This is a genomic window from Streptomyces sp. Da 82-17 (assembly GCF_046098215.1).
In the GTDB taxonomy this organism is placed as follows: domain Bacteria; phylum Actinomycetota; class Actinomycetes; order Streptomycetales; family Streptomycetaceae; genus Streptomyces.
On sequence record NZ_JBJURH010000028.1, the window covers coordinates 88,437 to 107,972 of the forward strand.

Annotated in this window: 19 protein-coding genes and 1 riboswitch; of the genes, 6 read left to right on the forward strand and 13 right to left on the reverse strand. The window is 70.7% G+C overall.

Features of this window, described 5'->3' with window-relative positions:
- The first annotated feature begins 180 nt into the window (after window positions 1-180).
- The 5 genes from ACIDOF_RS33800 (at window position 181) to ACIDOF_RS33820 (ending at window position 4,806) form a co-directional block, all read left to right on the forward strand.
- Complete coding sequence (locus ACIDOF_RS33800; protein ID WP_409010032.1) at window positions 181-672, forward strand: Lrp/AsnC family transcriptional regulator; 492 nt, start codon at window positions 181-183, stop codon at window positions 670-672.
- Window positions 657-2,036, forward strand: a complete 1,380-nt coding sequence (locus ACIDOF_RS33805; RefSeq protein ID WP_409010033.1) for an aspartate aminotransferase family protein — start codon at window positions 657-659, stop codon at window positions 2,034-2,036. Before ACIDOF_RS33800 ends, ACIDOF_RS33805 begins: the two co-directional genes overlap by 16 nt.
- A 215-nt stretch (window positions 2,037-2,251) precedes the next feature.
- The gene (locus tag ACIDOF_RS33810) at window positions 2,252-2,986 is read left to right on the forward strand and encodes an ABC transporter ATP-binding protein (protein WP_409010034.1); all 735 of its coding nucleotides are present in this window, start codon (window positions 2,252-2,254) and stop codon (window positions 2,984-2,986) included.
- Complete coding sequence (locus ACIDOF_RS33815; protein ID WP_409010035.1) at window positions 2,968-4,206, forward strand: hypothetical protein; 1,239 nt, start codon at window positions 2,968-2,970, stop codon at window positions 4,204-4,206. The genes ACIDOF_RS33810 and ACIDOF_RS33815 overlap by 19 nt, the downstream gene beginning before the upstream one ends.
- 180 nt (window positions 4,207-4,386) lie before the next feature.
- Window positions 4,387-4,806, forward strand: coding sequence for a VOC family protein (locus ACIDOF_RS33820; RefSeq protein ID WP_409010036.1), 420 nt, complete (start codon window positions 4,387-4,389; stop codon window positions 4,804-4,806).
- Window positions 4,807-4,888: 82 nt separating this feature from the next.
- Here ACIDOF_RS33820 and ACIDOF_RS33825 read toward each other — a convergent pair whose 3' ends face one another.
- The 10 genes from ACIDOF_RS33825 to rpsB all read right to left on the reverse strand — a co-directional run bounded on the left by ACIDOF_RS33825 (window position 4,889) and on the right by rpsB (window position 15,484).
- Window positions 4,889-5,572, reverse strand: coding sequence for a hypothetical protein (locus ACIDOF_RS33825; protein ID WP_409010037.1), 684 nt, complete (start codon window positions 5,570-5,572; stop codon window positions 4,889-4,891).
- 124 nt (window positions 5,573-5,696) lie between these two features.
- Window positions 5,697-6,728 carry an ABC transporter ATP-binding protein gene (locus ACIDOF_RS33830; RefSeq protein WP_409010038.1) on the reverse strand — a complete coding sequence of 344 codons (1,032 nt, stop codon included), beginning with the start codon at window positions 6,726-6,728 and terminating at the stop codon, window positions 5,697-5,699.
- Window positions 6,728-8,359, reverse strand: a complete 1,632-nt coding sequence (locus ACIDOF_RS33835; RefSeq protein ID WP_409010039.1) for an ABC transporter permease — start codon at window positions 8,357-8,359, stop codon at window positions 6,728-6,730. The genes ACIDOF_RS33830 and ACIDOF_RS33835 overlap by 1 nt, the downstream gene beginning before the upstream one ends.
- 41 nt (window positions 8,360-8,400) lie before the next feature.
- A complete protein-coding gene (locus tag ACIDOF_RS33840) occupies window positions 8,401-9,492 on the reverse strand; it encodes a thiamine ABC transporter substrate binding subunit (protein ID WP_409010040.1) in 1,092 nt (363 codons plus the stop codon).
- Window positions 9,489-9,595, reverse strand: a riboswitch (TPP riboswitch). Its footprint overlaps the gene before it by 4 nt.
- A gap of 85 nt (window positions 9,596-9,680) precedes the next feature.
- Entirely contained in the window at window positions 9,681-10,787 is a 1,107-nt protein-coding gene (rlmN, locus tag ACIDOF_RS33845) for a 23S rRNA (adenine(2503)-C(2))-methyltransferase RlmN (RefSeq protein ID WP_409010041.1), read from the reverse strand.
- A gap of 103 nt (window positions 10,788-10,890) precedes the next feature.
- Window positions 10,891-11,994 (reverse strand): phosphatidate cytidylyltransferase, encoded by a 1,104-nt coding sequence (locus ACIDOF_RS33850; RefSeq protein ID WP_409010042.1) that lies wholly within the window; start codon window positions 11,992-11,994, stop codon window positions 10,891-10,893.
- Window positions 11,994-12,551: a ribosome recycling factor gene (gene frr, locus ACIDOF_RS33855; protein ID WP_409010043.1), complete on the reverse strand. Its 558-nt coding sequence runs from the start codon at window positions 12,549-12,551 to the stop codon at window positions 11,994-11,996. Before frr ends, ACIDOF_RS33850 begins: the two co-directional genes overlap by 1 nt.
- A gap of 154 nt (window positions 12,552-12,705) precedes the next feature.
- On the reverse strand, window positions 12,706-13,467 hold the full coding sequence (pyrH, locus tag ACIDOF_RS33860; RefSeq protein ID WP_409010050.1) for a UMP kinase: 762 nt from the start codon (window positions 13,465-13,467) through the stop codon (window positions 12,706-12,708).
- Between the two features lie 176 nt (window positions 13,468-13,643).
- Window positions 13,644-14,480 (reverse strand): translation elongation factor Ts, encoded by an 837-nt coding sequence (tsf, locus tag ACIDOF_RS33865; RefSeq protein WP_409010044.1) that lies wholly within the window; start codon window positions 14,478-14,480, stop codon window positions 13,644-13,646.
- Between the two features lie 143 nt (window positions 14,481-14,623).
- Window positions 14,624-15,484, reverse strand: a complete 861-nt coding sequence (rpsB, locus tag ACIDOF_RS33870; RefSeq protein ID WP_409010045.1) for a 30S ribosomal protein S2 — start codon at window positions 15,482-15,484, stop codon at window positions 14,624-14,626.
- A gap of 271 nt (window positions 15,485-15,755) precedes the next feature.
- Between rpsB and ACIDOF_RS33875 the strand changes: the two genes are divergently transcribed.
- On the forward strand, window positions 15,756-16,391 hold the full coding sequence (locus tag ACIDOF_RS33875) for a murein hydrolase activator EnvC family protein (RefSeq protein ID WP_409010046.1): 636 nt from the start codon (window positions 15,756-15,758) through the stop codon (window positions 16,389-16,391).
- Here the strand turns inward: ACIDOF_RS33875 and ACIDOF_RS33880 are convergent.
- The 3 genes from ACIDOF_RS33880 to dprA form a co-directional block, all read right to left on the reverse strand.
- On the reverse strand, window positions 16,371-16,928 hold the full coding sequence (locus ACIDOF_RS33880; protein WP_409010051.1) for a TetR/AcrR family transcriptional regulator: 558 nt from the start codon (window positions 16,926-16,928) through the stop codon (window positions 16,371-16,373). The genes ACIDOF_RS33875 and ACIDOF_RS33880 overlap by 21 nt on opposite strands.
- Window positions 16,929-17,133: 205 nt before the next feature.
- Window positions 17,134-17,973, reverse strand: a complete 840-nt coding sequence (gene whiG, locus ACIDOF_RS33885) for an RNA polymerase sigma factor WhiG (RefSeq protein ID WP_409010047.1) — start codon at window positions 17,971-17,973, stop codon at window positions 17,134-17,136.
- A gap of 206 nt (window positions 17,974-18,179) precedes the next feature.
- A complete protein-coding gene (gene dprA, locus ACIDOF_RS33890) occupies window positions 18,180-19,394 on the reverse strand; it encodes a DNA-processing protein DprA (protein ID WP_409010048.1) in 1,215 nt (404 codons plus the stop codon).
- Window positions 19,395-19,536 lie beyond the last annotated feature (142 nt).

Below are 19,536 nucleotides of genomic sequence, written 5' to 3' on the forward strand. Positions count from 1 at the left end.
GGTTCTGCCGGACCTACGTCCGATGGGTGAGACACCCAGGCCTACCCTAACTTCCCCGCTCACGCTTTCGACATACCTACAGCCCTAGAACTACGAAATCAGTTGGCTCAGAGTCCCGAGACAACGAATTTCATCGATCTGGACTTGCGGGACAGACGACACGTCGTGCACAGTGAGGACGTGGCCAGTCGAAGCGCAGACTCCCCCAGGACCGGGAACGGCTCTCCCACCGTGGACGCCGTCTCCCTCGCGATCATCGAGCAGTTGCAGGAGGACGGGCGCCGTCCGTACGCCGCGATCGGCAAGGCAGTGGGCCTGTCCGAGGCGGCCGTGCGGCAGCGCGTCCAGAAGCTGCTCGACCAAGGCGTGATGCAGATCGTCGCCGTCACCGACCCGCTCACCGTGGGTTTCCGGCGGCAGGCGATGCTCGGCATCAACGTCGAGGGCGATCTCGACCCGGTGGCGGAAGCGCTGTCGGCGATGCCCGAAGTCGAGTACATCGTGATCACCGCGGGCTCTTTCGACCTGATGGTGGAGGTCGTCTGCGAGGACGACGACCAGCTGCTCGACGTGATCAACAAGCGCGTCCGGACCCTGCCCGGCGTGCGCTCCACCGAGAGCTTCGTCTACCTGAAGCTCAAGAAGCAGACCTATATGTGGGGAACCCGATAGCCGTGAGCCAGGACCTCTCCAAGACCGCCTACGACCACCTGTGGATGCACTTCACCCGCATGTCGTCGTACGAGAACACCCCCGTCCCCACCATCGTCCGCGGTGAGGGCACCTACATCTACGACGACCAGGGCAAGCGCTACCTCGACGGCCTCGCCGGCCTGTTCGTGGTCAACGCCGGCCACGGCCGCGTCGAGCTCGCCGAGACCGCGTACAAGCAGGCCCAGGAGCTCGCCTTCTTCCCGGTCTGGTCGTACGCCCACCCCAAGGCCGTCGAGCTCGCCGAGCGCCTCGCGCACTACGCGCCGGGCGACCTCAACAAGGTCTTCTTCACCACCGGCGGCGGCGAGGCCGTCGAGACCGCCTGGAAGCTGGCCAAGCAGTACTTCAAGCTGCAGGGCAAGCACACCAAGTACAAGGTGATCTCCCGCGCGGTGGCCTACCACGGCACCCCGCAGGGCGCCCTGTCCATCACCGGCCTGCCCGGCCTGAAGGCCCCCTTCGAGCCGCTGGTCCCCGGTGCGCACAAGGTGGCGAACACCAACATCTACCGCGCCCCGATCCACGGCGACGACCCGGAGGCCTTCGGCCGCTGGGCCGCCGACCAGATCGAGCAGCAGATCCTCTTCGAGGGCCCGGAGACCGTCGCCGCGGTCTTCCTGGAGCCGGTGCAGAACGCCGGCGGCTGCTTCCCGCCGCCGCCCGGGTACTTCCAGCGGGTCCGCGAGATCTGCGACCAGTACGACGTGCTGCTCGTCTCGGACGAGACGATCTGCGCCTTCGGCCGCCTCGGCACGATGTTCGCCTGCGACAAGTTCGGCTACGTGCCGGACATGATCACCTGCGCCAAGGGCATGACCTCGGGCTACTCCCCGATCGGCGCCTGCATCGTCTCGGACCGCCTGGCCGAGCCGTTCTACAAGGGCGACAACACCTTCCTGCACGGCTACACCTTCGGCGGCCACCCGGTCTCCTCGGCCGTGGCGCTCACCAACTTCGACATCTTCGAGCGCGAGGGCCTCAACCAGCACGTGCTCGACAACGAGGGCAACTTCTTCAACACCCTCAGCAAGCTGCACGACCTGCCGATCGTCGGCGACGTCCGCGGCAACGGCTTCTTCTACGGCATCGAGCTCGTGAAGGACAAGGCCACCAAGGAGTCCTTCAACGAGGAGGAGACGGAGCGCGTCCTCTACGGCTTCCTCTCCAAGGCGCTGTACGACAACGGCCTGTACTGCCGTGCCGACGACCGCGGCGACCCGGTCATCCAGCTGGCGCCGCCGCTGATCGCGGACCAGTCGACGTTCGACGAGATCGAGCAGATCCTGCGCAACGTCCTCACGGAAGCGTGGACCAAGCTGTAAAGCCCACGCGCCACGCACCACCCCACGGCCCGGGTGCCCCGTTCGAGTGAGAACGCGTGCCCCCGGGCCGTGTGCTGTCCGTACTGTCCGGATATGTCCCTACGGTTCCTGTGACCGATCGGCCCAGTGACTCGTTCCCCCGTACGGGGGACGGCACCGCACTGATCCACGTGCGCACTTCCACGCCCTTCGTAACCGAACCGAGGTGTATCGCCATGGTGGCCCCACCGGACAACGACGTGCTGTGGGCACGCACCCTGCACTTCTCGCGCAACGGCACCCCCGCCCTCACCGGCGTCTCCGTCGGCGTGCGCGAGCAGGAGATCCTCGCCGTCGGCGGACCGCGCGGCAGCGGCAAGACGACACTGCTCCAGTGCCTGTCCGGGCAGCTCGTCGCGCAGCAGGGCGAGGTCTGGTTCAACTCGACGCCGGTGCACACCATGGGCCGGCTCGTCCGTGAACGGCTGCGGCGCGACAAGTTCGGCTGGATCGACCCGCAGCCGCGCCTCGTCCCCGAGCTCACCGCGTGGGAGAACGCCGCGCTGCCGCTGATGCTGCACGGCGTCGGCAACCGCACCGCCCGCAAGGCCGCCCTGGAGTGGCTCGACCGGCTCGACATCGGCAACCTCGCCCGCAAGCGCCCGCACGCCCTCACCCACGCCGAACGCCAACGGGTCGCCGTCGCCCGGGCGTTGGTCAACGAGCCGACCGTCCTGTTCGCCGACGAGCCGACCGCGCCGCTGCACCGCGCCGACCGCGCGCACATCCTGCGCACCCTCACCACGGCGGCCCGCTCGCACGGCATCACCGTCGTCCTCGCCACCCACGACGCCGACGTCGCGGCCTTCGCCGACCGCAGCGTCAGCCTGCTCGACGGCCGCATCGTCAACACCGTCCCGCTGCCCGCGGACGGCAAGTCGGAAGGCGCGGCGTGCTCGCTCTCCGTCTAGCCCGCGGCTCCCACCCCCTGGTCCTGCTGCGCCGGCTCGCCGTCGCCGCCGCCTCCGCCGGCACCGGCTTCCTGCTGCTCTGCGCCCTCGGGTACGCGCTCGGCCACCCGCGGGCCGCCGACTCGTCCGCGCTGCGGCTCGCCTGGTGCGCGGTGCCGCTCGCCGCGACCGTGCAGTTCGCGGTGGCCGTCGCCCGTACCGACCCGGCGACCCGGCCGCGCGCCGCGCTCTCCGCCGTCGGCCTGGGCCCGGCCCGCCTGATGCTGCTCTCCGCGATCTCGACGGCGATCTCCTGCACGCTCGGCTCGATGGTCGCGCTGCTGCTCTTCCTGCACCTGCGCGGCGACATCAGCGGCCTCCCCCTCGACGGCGCCGCCGCCGAACTCCTGGGCGCCGGGCAGCCGTTGCCGGTCGCGGGGGTCTGCACGCTGCTCCTGATCGTCCCCGTCGCGGGCACGGTCGCGGGCGCCCTCGCCCTGCGCCCGCGCACGGCCACGCCATCCAAGAGCACCGCCAAGTCCCTTACGGACAAGGGCAGTTCGGACCCGGTCGAGGACGCCGTGAACGCCGGGGCCGTCGACGGTGAGCCCGCGCCGCCCCTCCCCCAGCCCGCCGGGCTGCCCTGGGGCGTGGCGCTGATGGCGGTCGGCCTCGCCGTCGAGACGTACGCGGCGGGCGGGGGCGGCGGTGCGGGCGGTGCTTCCGGGTTCCCGCTGCCGGGGCGGTTCGCCTCGTCGTCGGCCGCCGTCCTCGCCGGCTGGGCGATCACCGCCGCCGGACTCGCCGTCGCCGGGCCCGCCCTGACGTACCTGTGCGGGAAGCTGCTGCAGTCGGCCCGGCCCGGCGCCGCCCGGCTGCTCGCGGGCCGCGCGCTGCAGGAGGAGTCCCGCCGGATCGGCCGCCCGCTCGGCGTGGTCTGCGCGGTCGCCTCCGCCGGGATCGCCGCGCTCGGCCTGTACGGCGGTGCCGGGCCGCGTATCGGACCGCTCACCGTGCTCGGCGCGGGCCTGGTCGCCGGGTGCGCACTGCTCACCCTCGCCACCGCCGCCGTCGAGGCCCGTCAGTCCCGGGCCGACACGACCGCCGCCCTGCTGCAGCTCGGCGCCCCCGCCTCCCTGCTCCGCGGCGCCGCCGGACTGCGCGCCCTCGCCCTGCTCGCCGTGTTCGGCCCGCTGACCTGGCTGGTCGGCACGCTCGCCGCGGCCCCGCTGACGGGCTGAACTCCGCGCCCGCCACGGCCGGTTCGGGCTCCCTCGGGCCACCCCCGAGGGAGCCCGAAGAAAATTTCCCGCAATTCTCGCCGTACAGCGATGAGTTCCGCCCGCCCGGCCCGTCTACCTCCAGTACGGCTCTGCCATGCACGGCAGGCCGGCGCGGAGACGGAAGCCGAGGAACCCCACATGGCCGCACGCCCCTACCAGCAGATGGTCTTCATCAATCTCGCCGTCCAGGACGTCGAGCTGTCGAAGAAGTTCTTCAGCGAGGTCGGCTACGGCATCAACCCGCAGTTCAGCGACGACGAGACCGTCTGCGTGTCCGTGAGCGACACGATCGCCCTGATGCTCCTCCAGGAGGAGAAGTTCGCCCGCTTCGCGGTGAAGCCCGTCTCCGACTCCGCCCGGTCCACCCAGGCGCTGATCTGCCTGAGCGCCGAGAGCCGCCGCCAGGTCGACGAGCTGACCGAGCGCGCCCTCGCCGCGGGCGGCTCCCCCGCGGGCGAGCCCAGCGACCTGGGCTTCATGTACGGGCGTTCCTTCCTCGACCCGGACGGCCACCACTTCGAGGTGATGTGGATGGACCAGAACGCGGTCCAGGGCTGACCCCCGGCCTCCGAGCCGAACCCCGACACGCAGCAAGGCCCGCACCGTCAAAACGGCACGGGCCCTGCGTCGTACGTACGTCTCAGCGGCGCGAACCGACGAGCCGCGCGATGCCCCAGCCGGCTGCGGCGGCGAGGACGAGGCCGAGGAGCGAGAGCATCCCGGACCCGGCGTCCGGACCCCACCAGGCCTCGGCGGGGAAGAAGGGGTGGTCGCGCAGCAGGAAGGTGATGTCGCTGCCCGCCGTGTCGAGGTAGGTGGCCACGAACGCGTTGGTGCTGCCGAAGAACGTGCCGAGCGCGCCGATGATTCCGGCGGAGATGTGCGCACCGTTGCTGCGCCGGCCGACGAGTCCGGCGACGGCGCCGACGGCGGCACCGTTGAGCAGCGCATGACCGTAGTACAGGCCGTAGCCCGCGGCTTCCTCGGTCAGGCTCTCGTAGGCGGCGAAGACCACGCCCACGTAGATCAACGAGATCACGAACGACACCAGCCAGCCCAGGAAGAACGCCCCGACCGCGCTGCCGCCGCCGGGCTGCGGGCCCGGGTACGGCATCGGGGGCTGCATGCCGGGCATCGGCGCGGGCTGGCCCGGGAACTGCTGCTGACCCGGAAACCCCTGCGGCGGCATCTGCGGCGGGCCGGCCGGCGGCTGCGGGGGCATCGGCGGGGGCGCGCCCGCTCCGGACCCGGGCGACTGTGCGTACGGGTTGCCGCCGTCCGGCTGGGGCGGCTGCGGCTGTGCGGGTTGCCAGGGCTGGCTCATCGGTCCCCCGGTGAAGCGGTGAGAAGGCTGAGGGTCCAAGCTATCAACGCGGTCAACAGGCCTGAACAGCCAGGACCTGCCCGTTCGTGGGCGACCGCGAGCGAGCCCGACCGCACGCCTCCGCTCAGCCGAGGACCACCACGTCGTCCGCGTCGAACTGCACGCCCACCGCGTCCCCCGTCTCCGGCGCGTCCCGCAGCGCGCAGGCCGCTTCGAGGCGGGGCGTGGCCGGGTCGGTGGGCTGCAGGTGCACGGCGACGTGGGTGCCGCGGAAGGTGCGTGCCGTGACCGTGCAGGTCAGGCCGTCGGCGGGGGCGACGAGGCGGACTCCGGCGGGCCGTACGAGGACGTCGTGCGGGCCCTGCGCGGAGCCGGGCGGGACGGGGAGCTTGCCCCACGGGGTGTCGGCGGCCTCGCCGGTGACGGTGCCGGGGGCGACGTTGTCGAAGCCGAGGAAGCGGGCGACGAACGCGTCGGCGGGCCGCTGCCACACGTCGAGGGGGGTGCCGCTCTGCGCGATCCGCCCGTCCCGCATGACGACGACCCGGTCGGCGAGCGCGAACGCCTCGCCCTGGTCGTGCGTGACGGCGAGCACGGTGGTGCCCAACTCCCGGAAGAGCTCCCGCAGTTCGACGACGAGGCGTTCGCGCAGGGACCGGTCGAGCTGGCCGAGCGGCTCGTCCAGCATGAGCAGCTTCGGCCGCGGGGCGAGGGCGCGGGCGAGGGCGACGCGCTGCTGCTCGCCGCCGGACAGCGAGGCGACGGCCCGGCGCGCGGCCCCGGGCAGTCCGACGAGTTCGAGCAACTCCCGTACGCGGGCGTCCTGTTCGGCGCGCGGTACGTGGTGCATGCGCAGGCCGAACGCGACGTTGGCGCCCACGTCGCGCTGCGGGAACAGCTGGTGGTCCTGGAACATCAGGCCGACGCCCCGCTTGTGCGCGGGCACGCCGCCCTGGTCGTGCCCGGCGAGCAGCACACGCCCGGTGTCGGGGGCCTGGAGTCCGGCGACGACGCGGAGGAGCGTCGACTTGCCGCTGCCGCTGGGGCCGAGCACGCAGACGGTCTCGTGCTCGGCGACGTCCAGGTCGACGCCGTCGAGCGCGGCCTGCCCGGCGGGGCCGCCGAAGCGTACGGAGACGTCGTCGAGGCGCAGCATCAGAACTCTCCGGTCCGGTCGGTGCGGATGCGTTCGAGGAGCAGCAGCGAGACCGCGCACACCAGCATCAGCAGGGTCGAAAGGGCCATCGCCTGGCCGTAGTTGAGCTCCCCGGCCCGGCCGAGCAGGGTGGCGACGGCGACGGGCAGGGTGGGCCGGTCGGGCCGCGCGATGAACACGGTCGCCCCGAACTCGCCGAGCGACACGGCGAACGCGAACCCGGCGGCGACGAGCAGGGCCCTGCGGACGAGCGGCAGGTCCACCTCCCGCCACACCCGCCACGGGGACGCGCCGAGTACGGCGGCCGCTTCCCGGAGCCTGTCGTCGACGGCGCGCAGCACGGGCAGCATGGTGCGGACGACGAAGGGCACGCCGACGAGGGCCTGCGCGAGCGGCACGAGGATCCAGGAGTCGCGCAGGTCCAGCGGCGGTTCGTCGAGCGTGATGAGGAAGCCGAACCCGACGGTCACGGCGGACACCCCGAGCGGCAGCATCAGCAGCGCGTCGAAGCCCCGTACGAGCCGTCCGGCCTTCCTGGTGAGCGCGGCGGCGGCGAGACCTCCGACGACCAGGGCGATCGCGGTGGCGGCGAGCGCGTACTGCAGGGAGTTCGCGACGGCCTCGACGGGCGGGACGAGGAAGGCGCCGCCGTCGGTGGAGCCGAGTTCACGGAAGTAGTCGAAGCCGTAGCCGTCGGAGGGGTGGAGGGAGCGTTCGACGAGGACGGCGAGCGGGACGAGGACGAGCAGCAGCACCGTCGCCAACACCCCGCCGAGCAGCGCCCATTGGGCGGGGCCCTGCGGGCGGCGGGAGGTCTGCGCGGCGTCGACGAGCCGGAGGGCGCTCTCGCGGCGCCGGACCGTCCAGGCGTGCACGGCGAGGACCGCGCCGACGGCGGCGAACTGGACGAGGGTGAGGACGGCGGCGGTGTCGAGGGCGAGGAGCTGCGCGGTCTGCCGGTAGATCTCCACTTCGAGGGTGGCGAAGCCGGGCCCGCCGAGGATCTGCACGACGCCGAACGACGTGAACGTGAACAGGAACACCATCAGCGCGGCGGCGGCGACGGCCGGACCGAGCGCGGGCAGCGTCACCCGGCGCCAGGCCGCGAGCCGGGAGGCGCCGAGCATCCGCGCGGCCTCCTCCTGCCGCGGGTCGAGCTGCGCCCAGAGACCGCCGACGGTGCGGACGACGACGGCGTAGTTGAAGAAGACATGCGCGAGGAGGATCGCCCACACCGTGGTGTCGAGCCGCACGCCCCACAGCTCGTCGAGGACGCCGCCGCGCCCGAGCAGCGCCAGGAACGCGGTGCCGACGACGACGGTGGGCAGCACGAACGGCACGGTCACGACCGCCCGCAGGAGCTGCTTGCCGGGGAAGTCGAAGCGCGCGAAGACATACGCGCCGGGCAGCGCGATCAGCAGGGTGAGCCCGGTGGAGGCCAGGGCCTGCCAGGTGGTGAACCACAGGACGTGCTGGATGTCCGGGTCGGCGAGGACGTCCCCGAGCCGCCCGAGCTGCCAACTGCCGCCCGCCCTGCTGTCCTTGAGGCCGCGCGCGACGATCGCGGCGACCGGGTAGGCGAAGAACACCGCGAAGAACGCGACGGGCAGGACCATCAGGCCGAGCCGCACCGCGCTCCCGCGGACGTCCCTCCGGGGGCGGGCCCCCGTGGTTACTTCAGGACCAGCGACTGCCACGACTTGACCCAGTCCTCACGGTTCTCCGTGATCTTCTTCGGGTCCATGGTCTTCGGGTCCTCGACCTCGACTCCGAACTCCGTGAACAGCTTCGGGAGTTGGGCGCCCTCACGGACCGGGTTCACGAACATCTGCAGCGGCATGTCGTCCTGGAACTCCTTGGTGATCAGGAAGTCCAGGAGGGCCTTTCCGCCCTTCTCGTTCTTCGCGCCGTCGAGCAGTCCGGCGAACTCGGTCTGCCGGAAGCAGGTGCCGGTGGCCACGCCGGTCGGCGCCTCCTTCGGCTGCGGCTTCGCGTACAGCACCTCGACGGGCGGGCTGGACGCGTACGACACCACCAGCGGCCGGTCCGCCTTGGCCTTCTTGCCGCCCGCGGAGCCGGAGAACTCCTCGTTGTACGCCTGCTCCCAGCCGTCGACGACCTTGACGCCGTTGGCCTTCAGCTTCTTCCAGTAGTCCTGCCAGCCCTTGTCCCCGTACTCGGCGGCGGTGCCGAGGAGGAAGCCGAGGCCGGGCGAGGAGGTGGCGGCGTTCTCGGTGACGAGGAGGTTCTTGTACGCGGGCTTGACCAGGTCGTCGAGGGTCTTCGGCGGGGCCAGCTTCTTGTCCGCGAAGTACTTCTTGTCGTAGTTCACGCAGATGTCGCCGCTGTCGACGGGCGTGACGTGGTGCTTCTCGTCCACCCGGTACTCGGGCAGAACCTGGTCCAGGCCCTTCGCCTCGTACGGCGTGAACAGGCCGTTGTCGACGGCGCGGGACAGCAGGGTGTTGTCGACGCCGAAGAGGACGTCGCCCTGCGGGTTGCCCTTGGAGAGGACGGCCTTGTTGACGACCTCGCCGGCGTCGCCGCCCTTGAGGATCTTGACCTTGTACCCGGACTGCTTCTCGAAGGACTTCAGGACGTCGGGCGAGACGTTGAAGGACGAGTGGGTGACGAGCGTGACGGTCTTGCCGCCGCCTTCACCGGAAGCCTCGGATCCGTTGTCGCCGCCGCAGGCGGCGAGGGTGCTGACGCCGAGCGCCCCGCAGAGCACGATCGTGCAGGCACGCCGAAGACTGATGTTCATGACTGGTGCTGACTCCCTACGCCGGTATGACCCGGATCAGGTCCGAGGGTCTGCGGCACTGCCGCACTCTCAGCGCCCTGACGGCGCTCCCCTGTCGGAATTCATTTGTACGAATGCACGGTACTGCACGCGTGCCGGGCTCCTCCGCGGAGGGCTCGGCACGCGTGGCCGGCCGACGGTCGGGCGGCTCAGCGCTCGGAGGCGGCGAGCTGCCCGCAGGCCCCGTCGATCTCCTGGCCGCGGGTGTCCCGGATGGTGACCGGCACGCCGTGCGCCGCGATGGCCTCGACGAACGCCTTCTCGTCCTCGGGCCGCGAGGCCGTCCACTTCGAGCCGGGCGTCGGGTTCAGCGGGATCAGGTTGACGTGCACCCGCTTGCCCTTGAGGAGCCGGCCGAGCCGGTCCCCGCGCCACGCCTGGTCGTTGATGTCCCGGATCAGCGCGTACTCGATGGAGATGCGGCGGCCCGACTTGTCCGCGTACTCCCAGGCGGCGTCGAGGACTTCGCGGACCTTCCAGCGGGTGTTGACCGGCACGAGGGTGTCGCGCAGCTCGTCATCCGGGGCGTGCAGCGAGACCGCAAGGCGGCACTTGAAGCCCTCGTCGGCGAACCGCAGCATCGCGGGCACCAGGCCGACCGTGGACACGGTGATGCCGCGCTGCGAGATGCCGAGGCCGTCCGGCTCCGGGTCGGTGAGGCGGCGGATGGCGCCGACCACGCGGTTGTAGTTGGCGAGCGGCTCGCCCATGCCCATGAACACGATGTTGGACAGCCGCGCGGGACCGCCGGGGACCTCACCGTCGCGCAGCGCGCGCATGCCGTCCACGATCTGGTGGACGATCTCGGCGGTGGACAGGTTCCGGTCGAGCCCGGCCTGGCCGGTCGCGCAGAACGGGCAGTTCATGCCGCAGCCGGCCTGCGAGGAGATGCACATGGTGACCCGGTCCGGGTACCGCATCAGGACGGACTCGACGAGCGTCCCGTCGTGCAGCTTCCACAGCGTCTTGCGGGTGGTGTCGTCGTCACAGCTGATGTGCCGCACGACCGACATCAGCTCGGGCAGCAGCGCTTCCTGCAGCTTGCCGCGAGCGGCGGCGGGAATGTCCGTCCACTGCTCGGGGTCGTGCGCGTACCGCGCGAAGTAGTGCTGGGACAGCTGTTTGGCGCGGAACGGCTTCTCGCCGATCGCGGCCACCGCTTCCTTGCGCTCGGCGGGCGAGAGATCGGCGAGGTGCCGCGGGGGCTTCTTGGCTCCGCGGGGCGCGACAAAAGTGAGTTCTCCGGGCTTAGGCATGGCTCTACCAGTGTCGCAGACATACGACAGCGGGCCCGCCGCCCTGTGGACAACGAGCCCGCCACCGAAGAAACAGCAGGTCAGCGCAGGAAGCGCGGGTACTTCACGTACCCACGAACAGCACCAGGAGCAGCCAGACGACAGGCGCCGTCGGCAGCAGGGAGTCGAGGCGGTCCATGATCCCGCCGTGGCCCGGGAGCAGCGTGCCCATGTCCTTGATGCCGAGGTCCCGCTTGATCATCGACTCGCCGAGGTCGCCGAGCGTCGCGCTCGCCGCGACCGCGAGGCCGAGCAGCAGGCCCTGCCACCAGGTGCCCCCGTCGATCAGGAACTCCATGCACAGCGCGCCCGCCGCCATCGCGAAGGACACCGCGCCGAGCAGGCCCTCCCGGGTCTTGCCGGGGCTGATGCGCGGCGCCAGCTTGTGCTTGCCGAACCGCCAGCCCACCGCGTACGCCCCGGTGTCGCTGACGACCGTGAGGAGCAGGAACGTGAGCACCCGCTCCGCACCGTCGTCCGCGGTCAGCATCATCGACACGAACGTGGCGAGGAACGGCACGTAGAACGCGGCGAACACCCCGGCCGTGACGTCCCGCAGATAGCCCTCGGGCGGTTCCGTCATCCGCCACACCAGGACGGCGAGCGCGGTCAGCGCCATCGCCACCCAGGCACCCTCGGCGCCGCGCACGTACCCGGCGACGACCATCGCCGCGCCGCCCACCGCGAGCGGCACGAGCGGCGCCTTGATGTCCTTGCGCTCCTGCAGACGCGTCGTCAGCTCCCACAGGCCGACCACCACGGCGACCGCTATCACCGCGACGAACACGGCCTTGACGACGAACAGCGACGCCACGATGACCGCGCCGAGTCCGACACCGACCCCTATGGCCGCCCGCAGATCGCGGCCCGCACGCTTCTTCCGGGACGGCTGCGGAACCTGAGGTGTGGGACTGGCCATGGGCTCCTGCAACATCTCGTCGCGGAACAAGGGGCCACTCGTCAGAGCGGCCCCCGCCTCGCTGTCGTACCGGTCTGCGGCGGCCTTGCCGGTGTCGGGCACACCGGGCACGGTCGGCATGGGCCGAGTCTGCTGCGCGCCGGCCTCATCGTAGGCAGGACCCGCCGGGGGGCGCCCCTGGACGGGGCCCGTCCCGGGCGGTCCCATGTAACCGGCCGGCGGCGGAGCCCCCCACGAAGAGTCGTTCATCAGACCTCGAGCAGCTCGGCTTCCTTGTGCTTGAGCAGCTCGTCCACCTGCGCGACGTACTTCGCGGTGGTGTCGTCGAGCTCCTTCTCCGCGCGACGGCCCTCGTCCTCGCCGACCTCGCCGTCCTTGACGGCCTTGTCGATGGTGTCCTTGGCCTTGCGGCGCACCGAGCGGATCGAGACCTTGGAGTCCTCGGCCTTGCCCTTGGCGACCTTGATGTACTCCTTGCGGCGCTCCTCCGTCAGCTCGGGGAACACCACTCGGATGATGTGGCCGTCGTTGCTCGGGTTGACGCCCAGGTCCGAGTCGCGGATGGCCTGCTCGATGTTGCGGAGCGCGCTCTTGTCGAACGGCGTCACCACGGCCATGCGCGGCTCCGGCACGGAGAACGAGGCCAGCTGGTTGATCGGCGTCAGCGCGCCGTAGTAGTCGGCCACGATCTTGTTGAACATCGCCGGGTGCGCACGCCCCGTACGGATCGCGGCGAAGTCCTCCTTGGCGACCACGACGGCCTTCTCCATCTTCTCCTCGGCCTCGAGGAGGGTCTCTTCGATCACCACTTGCTCCTGCGTGTCTTGAGTGGGCTGGGGGCGCCCCGCGCGTCCCGTCTGCGGGTACGGCAAGGGCACCGGCTGCGTCGCGTCTCTTCCTGCACGGTGTCCGACCGGCAGGACATTGTCCATCCCCCGGGCCAGGCCCGGGAGATGAGGGTCAGGACCGGGTGCCCTGGTCGCTCACGAGAGTGCCGATCTTCTCACCCTTGACGGCGCGGGCGATATTGCCCGCCGCCAGCAACTCGAAGACCAGGATGGGAAGGCTGTTGTCCCGGCACAGGGTGATGGCGGTCATGTCGGCCACCTTCAGGTCCCGGGTGATGACCTCGCCGTACTCGAGGGCGTCGAACTTCACCGCGTCGGGGTTCTTCTTCGGGTCCGAGTCGTACACCCCGTCGACGCCGTTCTTGCCCATCAGCATCGCCTCGGCGTCGATCTCCAGGGCGCGCTGCGCGGCGGTGGTGTCGGTGGAGAAGTACGGCATGCCCATACCGGCGCCGAAGATCACGACGCGGCCCTTCTCCAGGTGCCGCACCGCACGCAGCGGAATGTACGGCTCGGCGACCTGCCCCATCGTGATGGCGGTCTGCACCCGGCTGTCGATGCCTTCCTTCTCCAGGAAGTCCTGCAGGGCGAGGCAGTTCATGACCGTGCCGAGCATGCCCATGTAGTCGGAGCGGGCCCGGTCCATGCCGCGCTGCTGCAGCTCCGCACCGCGGAAGAAGTTGCCACCGCCGATGACGACGGCGATCTGCGCGCCGTCCCGGACCACGGCCGCGATCTCGCGGGCGATGGCGTGCACCACGTCGGGGTCGACGCCCAGGCCTCCGCCGCCGGCGAACGCCTCGCCGGAGAGCTTCAGCAGAAATCGGCCGGTCGTTTTCCCGTCGCCGCTGTTGTCGGCCTTGGTCATGGAGATCTCCTCGTGGTGCACATACAAGAAGGCCATTGCCGGGGGTACTTGCGTCCCACTGCGGCAATGGCCTCCTCGTCAGATCTGCGGCCGCCCGCCGCCCGCGGCACTCCGCGGGCGCATCCTGTCCCGGACGGCTGCTGTCGACCCTAGCGGGGTCTTGAGTCGAGCGCGGTACGGACTCAGATGCCGACCTTGATGCGCGAGAAGCGCTTCAGGGTGACACCGGCCTCCTTGAGGACCTGCTCGACGGACTTCTTGTTGTCCAGCGCGTACGGCTGGCCGAGCAGCGTGGCGTCCTTGAAGAACGCGTTGACGCGGCCCTCGACGATCTTCGGGAGCGCGGCCTCCGGCTTGCCCTCGGCGCGCGTGGTCTCCTCGGCGACGCGACGCTCGGACTCCACGACCTCGGCCGGGACGTCGTCACGGGTCAGGTACTTCGGGGCGAACGCGGCGATGTGCTGCGCAACGCCCTTCGCGAGGTCGGCGTCGGCCTTGTCCAGCTCGACCAGAACACCGATCTGCGGGGGCAGGTCGGGCATGGTGCGGTGCATGTACGCCGAGACGTACGCGCCCTCGAACTGGGCGAAGCGGTCCAGGACGATCTTCTCGCCGAGGTTGGCGTTGGCCTCGTCGACGTACGCCTGCACGGTCTTGCCGGCCTCGATCTCGGACGCGAGCAGCGCCTCGATGTCGGCGGGCTTGGTGGCGGCCACGTGCGCGGCGAGCGCGTTGGCAACGGCCTGGAACTTCTCGCCCTTGGCGACGAAGTCCGTCTCGCACTTCAGCTCGACGATGACACCGGAGGTGTTGTCGTCGGCGATCAGGGAGACCACGGCACCGTTCTCGGCGGAACGGCCCTCGCGCTTGGCGACGCCCTTCTGGCCCTTGATGCGGAGCGCCTCGACGGCCTTGTCGACGTTGCCCTCGGCCTCGTCGAGCGCCTTCTTGCAGTCCATCATGCCGGCGCCGGTGAGCTCCCGGAGCTTCTTGACGTCGGCGGCGGTGTAGTTCGCCATGATTCAGTGAATCTTTCTCGAAGTCTGTGACGGCCGCCGGGCTCGAACACGGGCGACCAGAGGTGCGGATCTACGGTGACGGGTCGACGGCGGGGGCGCCAGGGCCCCCGCCGTCACCTACCGAACCTGTGACCTGTGAAAGGTCAGGCCTGCTCGGCGGCCGGGGCGTCAGCCGGCTTCTCGGCCTCGGCGGCCTTCTCGGCGTCGGCCGGCTTGTCGGCCTCGGCCTTCTTCTCGCCCTCGAGCAGGTCGCGCTCCCACTCGGCGAGCGGCTCGCCGGCGGCCTTCTCGCCCTTGCCCTCACCGGCACCGCCGGAGCGGGCGATGAGGCCCTCGGCGACGGCGTCGGCGATGACGCGGGTGAGCAGCGTGACGGAGCGGATCGCGTCGTCGTTGCCGGGGATCTTGTAGTCGACCTCGTCGGGGTCGCAGTTGGTGTCGAGGATCGCGACGACCGGGATGTTCAGCTTCCGGGCCTCACCAACGGCGATGTGCTCCTTCTTGGTGTCCACGATCCAGACGGCGCTGGGCACCTTCTGCATCTCGCGGATACCGCCGAGGGTCTTCTCCAGCTTGGCCTTCTCGCGCGAGAGGACCAGGAGCTCCTTCTTGGTGAGGCCGGAGGAGGCCACATCCTCGAAGTCGATCTGCTCGAGCTCCTTCAGGCGCTGCAGGCGCTTGTAGACGGTCGAGAAGTTGGTGAGCATGCCGCCCAGCCAGCGCTGGTTGACGAAGGGCATGCCGACGCGGGTGGCCTGCTCGGCGATGGCCTCCTGCGCCTGCTTCTTCGTGCCGACGAACATGACCGTGCCGCCGTGGGCGACGGTCTCCTTGACGAACTCGTAGGCGCGGTCGATGTACGACAGCGACTGGAGCAGGTCGATGATGTAGATGCCGTTGCGCTCCGTGAAGATGAAGCGCTTCATCTTCGGGTTCCAACGACGGGTCTGGTGACCGAAGTGGACGCCGCTTTCCAGCAGCTCCCGCATCGTGACGACGGCCATGGCCGTACTCCTTGTGTTTTTCTCGGTTGTGTCCTGACACCCCGGCGCGCGCCGTGCCACGTACCTGCGTACGGGACCGAGGGGCGCTGACACCTTCGGCGTTTCGGCCAGGTGTCGGGGCGTGCGAAGTCGACCCGGTGGCCCGGATCGCCACATGAAGTGTACGGGACCCGCGACGTACCGGGTGACGCCGATATCCACAACCGGCCGGTACTCCACAGATCCGCACCAAGATCACCGCCGGGAGCCCGTTCCGCGGCAAGCTCCAGCCATGCGTCTCACACCCCGAACCCGGCCCCTCGCCGCGCTGATCTGCGCCTTGCCCTGCGCCCTGCTGTGGCTCATGGCCGCGGGCGCTCTTGGGGCGTGGAGGGAGCCCCTCCGGGACGCCGCGGGGCCGGACTCGGCAGGGTCGTACGCCGAGGCCGCCGCGTGGGCCTGGCCCGTCCGCGGTACGGGCGGCGCCGGTCCACCGGTCCTCCGCGGCTGGGACCCGCCGGCCTCGCCGTACGGTCCCGGACACCGCGGCGTCGACCTCGCCGCACCGCCCGGCACCGAGGTGCGCGCCCCGGCGCCCGGCCGCATCGCCTACGCGGGACGCGTCGCGAACAGAGGAGTCCTCACGATCGACCACGCCGACACCGGCGACCCGCCTCTGCGCACCACGTACGAACCCGTGCGTGCACTCGTCGAGAAGGGCGACGAGGTGGCCGCAGGCGAGGTCGTGGCGAGAGTGGAGCGGCCACGGACCGGCGACTCGGTCCCCCACTGCCCGCAGTCCTGTCTGCACTGGGGCCTGCGCCGGGGAACGGCCTATCTCGACCCTCTCGCCCTGCTGCCGCCGCGCCTGCTCGACCGGGGGCCTTCGCGGTTGCTGCCGCTGGGTTCAGCCCTGGACGCCGCGTAGCGCCATGCGCACAGCCGCGTCCGTGATCGCGTCCGGGTTCTCGGCCGCGCCGAGTTCGATACGTCGTACCGCGGAGTCGACGATGCCCTGGAGGAGCATCGCCGCGAGGCGGGGTTGTTCGTGGCCGAGGGCTTCGAGCGCCTCGACGATCATGGCGACGAGGCCGCCGTGCGCGGCGCGGATCTTCTCGCGAGCGCCCGCGTCGAGCTCGCTGGACGAGATGGCGACGACGGCGCGGTGCCTGCGGTCGCCGACGAGGGCGAGCTGACTGCGGACGTACGCCTCGACCTTGGCTTCCGGGCCCTCGACGGCCTGCATCGCCGATTCGACCTCGGCGGCCCAGACGGGGAAGTCGACCTCGCAGAGTTCCTCGACGACGGCGGCGCGGGAGCGGAAGTACTCGTAGACGGAGGATCTGGCCAGCCCTGTGCGTTCGGCGAGCGCGGGGAAGGTCAGCGCCTCCGTACCGCCCTCGGACAGCAGGGACCGGGCGGCGTCAAGGAGGGCGCCGCGCTGCATCGACCGGTGCTCGGCCACTGAGGCCGCTCGAATCCTTGGCACGTGTCCCACTGTACGGAGCGGACGTCCTGTACGGGAGTCGGCTGGGGCGGGGTTCCAGCGGCGGTGTGGTGGTCCTGGGCGCGTTGTCCGCGTGTGCGGCGTTCGTACGCGCCGTCGCGTCGGGCTAGCGCCTCGGGCGGTTTCGCGGGCCGTTGTGCGTGGTCGTGGAGGCAGGACCGATTCAGCGTCCGAAGCCGGCGAGCTTGGCGCGCAGCTGGAGGACGGACTTGGTGTGGATCTGGCTGACGCGGCTCTCGGTGACGCCGAGGACGTTGCCGATCTCGGCGAGGGTGAGGCCTTCGTAGTAGTAGAGCGTGACGACGGTCTTCTCGCGCTCCGGCAGCGTGTTGATGGCCCGGGCGAGGAGCCGGCGGAGCTCGCGGTCCTCGGCGATCTCGACGGGGTTCTCGGCGGCGGTGTCCTCGAGGGTGTCCATGAGGCTCAGCCGGTCGCCGCTCTCCCCGCCGACGTGCAGGAGTTCCTCGAGGGCGACGACGTTGGCGAGGGACAACTGGCTGAAGACGGAGTGGAGTTCTTCCAGCGGGATGCCCATCTCCGCGGCGACTTCGCTTTCGGAGGGGGTGCGGCGGAGTTGCGCTTCGAGCGTCGCGTAGGCGCGTTCGACGTTGCGTGCCTTTTGCCGTACGGAGCGTGGGATCCAGTCGAGGGCGCGGAGTTCGTCGATCATGGCGCCGCGGATGCGGGTGATGGCGTACGTCTCGAATTTGATTTCGCGGTCGATGTCGAACTTCTCGATGGCGTCGATGAGTCCGAATACGCCGGAGGACACGAAGTCCGCTTGTTCGACGTTGGGCGGCAGACCCACGCTCACACGGCCGGCGACGTATTTCACCAACGGTGAGTAGTGGAGGATCAGTTGTTCGCGCAGTCGTCCGTCGCCCGTCGCCTTGTACGACCTCCAGAGTTCGTCGAGCGACGAGGGTGCGGGTGGCCGCGCGCCGTCACGGGCGGCGGGGGGAATGGCCGCTGCCCGGTCGGACCCGGAGGTGTGCTGGGGCATTCGTTGCCTTGAGCCGTTCTGCTGTGGTTCGAGTACGTGCGCATCGGAGTCGGAAGCTTTGTGAGCGTAGCGTGACTGGAGTGTCGCAGTGTGCGAAGAGTAGGGGATCTGTCGGCGTCGGCTTGTTCAGTCGGGGTTGGCACACCTCCTTCTCGTCGGGTGCGCGACTGCGGCTTGCGGAGCCGAAATCACAGAATCTGCCAAGGTCATCGGGGATCGTCCGGACGGCGCAACGTGACGTTTCCGGTGTCTTCGCGTTTGTCTTCGCATCGCGAAAAGTCGCTTCGGGTGCTCTGGCGTGTCAACTTCCAGTTGTCGCCGTGTCGTTCGACGAATCCGAGGGATTGCAGTTCGTACAGGCTGGCGATGGTGTCGTCGGTGGTGGCGGCGGCTTCGGCGGCGATGAGGGCGACGGGTGCGGGGCGGCCTGCGGGCAGGGCGGCGAGCACGCGGCCGGCGCGGGGTTCGAGGAGGTCTCTGGGCACGACGGGGCCGCGTGGTTCGGGCGCGAGTTGGCCCATCTCCCCGATGAGTTCGATGACTTCGGCGGCGTCGGTGACGAGGGTGGCCTCGCCGCGCAGGAGTTGGTGGACGCCCGCCGACTGCCCGCTGGTGGCGGGGCCCGGGACGCCCATGGTGTGGCGGCCGAGGCGGGTGGCGTTGCGGGCGGTGACGAGCGCGCCGCTGCGGTGGGCGGCTTCGACGACGACGGTGCCGCGGGTGAGGGCGGCGATGACGCGGTTGCGCTGGATGAAGCGGTAGGCGGTGGGGTGGGCGCCCGGGGGTAACTCGCCGATGAGCAGGCCTTGTTGGGCGATGCGCTGGAGGAGCCCGGTGTGGCCGCGGGGGTAGGGGGCGTCGATGCCGTTGGCGAGGATGGCCGCGGTGGCGCCGCCTGCGGCGAGGGTGGCGCGGTGGGCTGCGCCGTCGATGCCGTAGGCGCCGCCGGAGACGACGACCCAGCCGTGTTCGGCCAGCCCGGCGGCGAGTTTGGCGGCCATGTGCGCCCCGTACTCGGTGCAGGCGCGTGCGCCTACGAGCGCGACGGAGCGCAGGGCCCAGATCCGCAGGTCGGCGTTGCCGCGGACCCAGAGGCCGAGGGGCTGGGTGTCGCCGAGGTCCTGGAGTTGGCCGGGCCATTCGGGGTCGGTGGGGATGAGGAAGCGGGCTCCGACGGCGTGGGCGGCGTCGAGGTCGGTCTGGGGGTGGGTGAGGGTGGCGCGGTTACGCAGCCCCGCGAGGCGCTTGGGGCCGACGCCGGACAGTGGGGCGTCGGGATGGGAGAGGCGGTGGAGGAGGCCGGTGGCGCCGTAAGTACGAAGCCAGCGGCCGGTGTTGCCGTCTCCGGGTTCGAGGATGCGACTGAGGGCGATACGCGCGAGGCGTTCGTCCTGCGGGGGCGGCGGGTGGGGTGCGGGCATGGGGACGCTTTCTGGGGGGGGGCGATGTGGGCGGGCGGGTGCGGTTTCGCGCGTGCGAGCCAGGACGTACGGGCCGACGCCGTCCAGGGCGTACGGATCGACGCGTCCCTTCCGGCCGGAACGGGCGGCCAGGGACGAAGAG

Excerpts from the sequence above, each read along its gene's own strand:
- ACIDOF_RS33810 (WP_409010034.1), top strand. The coding sequence starts at position 2,252 with ATGGTGGCCCCACCGGACAACGACGTGCTGTGGGCACGCACCCTGCAC.
- ACIDOF_RS33820 (WP_409010036.1), top strand. The coding sequence starts at position 4,387 with ATGGCCGCACGCCCCTACCAGCAGATGGTCTTCATCAATCTCGCCGTC.
- ACIDOF_RS33825 (WP_409010037.1), bottom strand. The coding sequence starts at position 5,572 with ATGAGCCAGCCCTGGCAACCCGCACAGCCGCAGCCGCCCCAGCCGGAC.
- ACIDOF_RS33830 (WP_409010038.1), bottom strand. The coding sequence starts at position 6,728 with ATGCTGCGCCTCGACGACGTCTCCGTACGCTTCGGCGGCCCCGCCGGG.
- ACIDOF_RS33840 (WP_409010040.1), bottom strand. The coding sequence starts at position 9,492 with ATGAACATCAGTCTTCGGCGTGCCTGCACGATCGTGCTCTGCGGGGCG.
- rlmN (WP_409010041.1), bottom strand. The coding sequence starts at position 10,787 with ATGCCTAAGCCCGGAGAACTCACTTTTGTCGCGCCCCGCGGAGCCAAG.
- ACIDOF_RS33850 (WP_409010042.1), bottom strand. The coding sequence starts at position 11,994 with ATGAACGACTCTTCGTGGGGGGCTCCGCCGCCGGCCGGTTACATGGGA.
- tsf (WP_409010044.1), bottom strand. The coding sequence starts at position 14,480 with ATGGCGAACTACACCGCCGCCGACGTCAAGAAGCTCCGGGAGCTCACC.
- rpsB (WP_409010045.1), bottom strand. The coding sequence starts at position 15,484 with ATGGCCGTCGTCACGATGCGGGAGCTGCTGGAAAGCGGCGTCCACTTC.
- ACIDOF_RS33875 (WP_409010046.1), top strand. The coding sequence starts at position 15,756 with ATGCGTCTCACACCCCGAACCCGGCCCCTCGCCGCGCTGATCTGCGCC.
- whiG (WP_409010047.1), bottom strand. The coding sequence starts at position 17,973 with ATGCCCCAGCACACCTCCGGGTCCGACCGGGCAGCGGCCATTCCCCCC.
- dprA (WP_409010048.1), bottom strand. The coding sequence starts at position 19,394 with ATGCCCGCACCCCACCCGCCGCCCCCGCAGGACGAACGCCTCGCGCGT.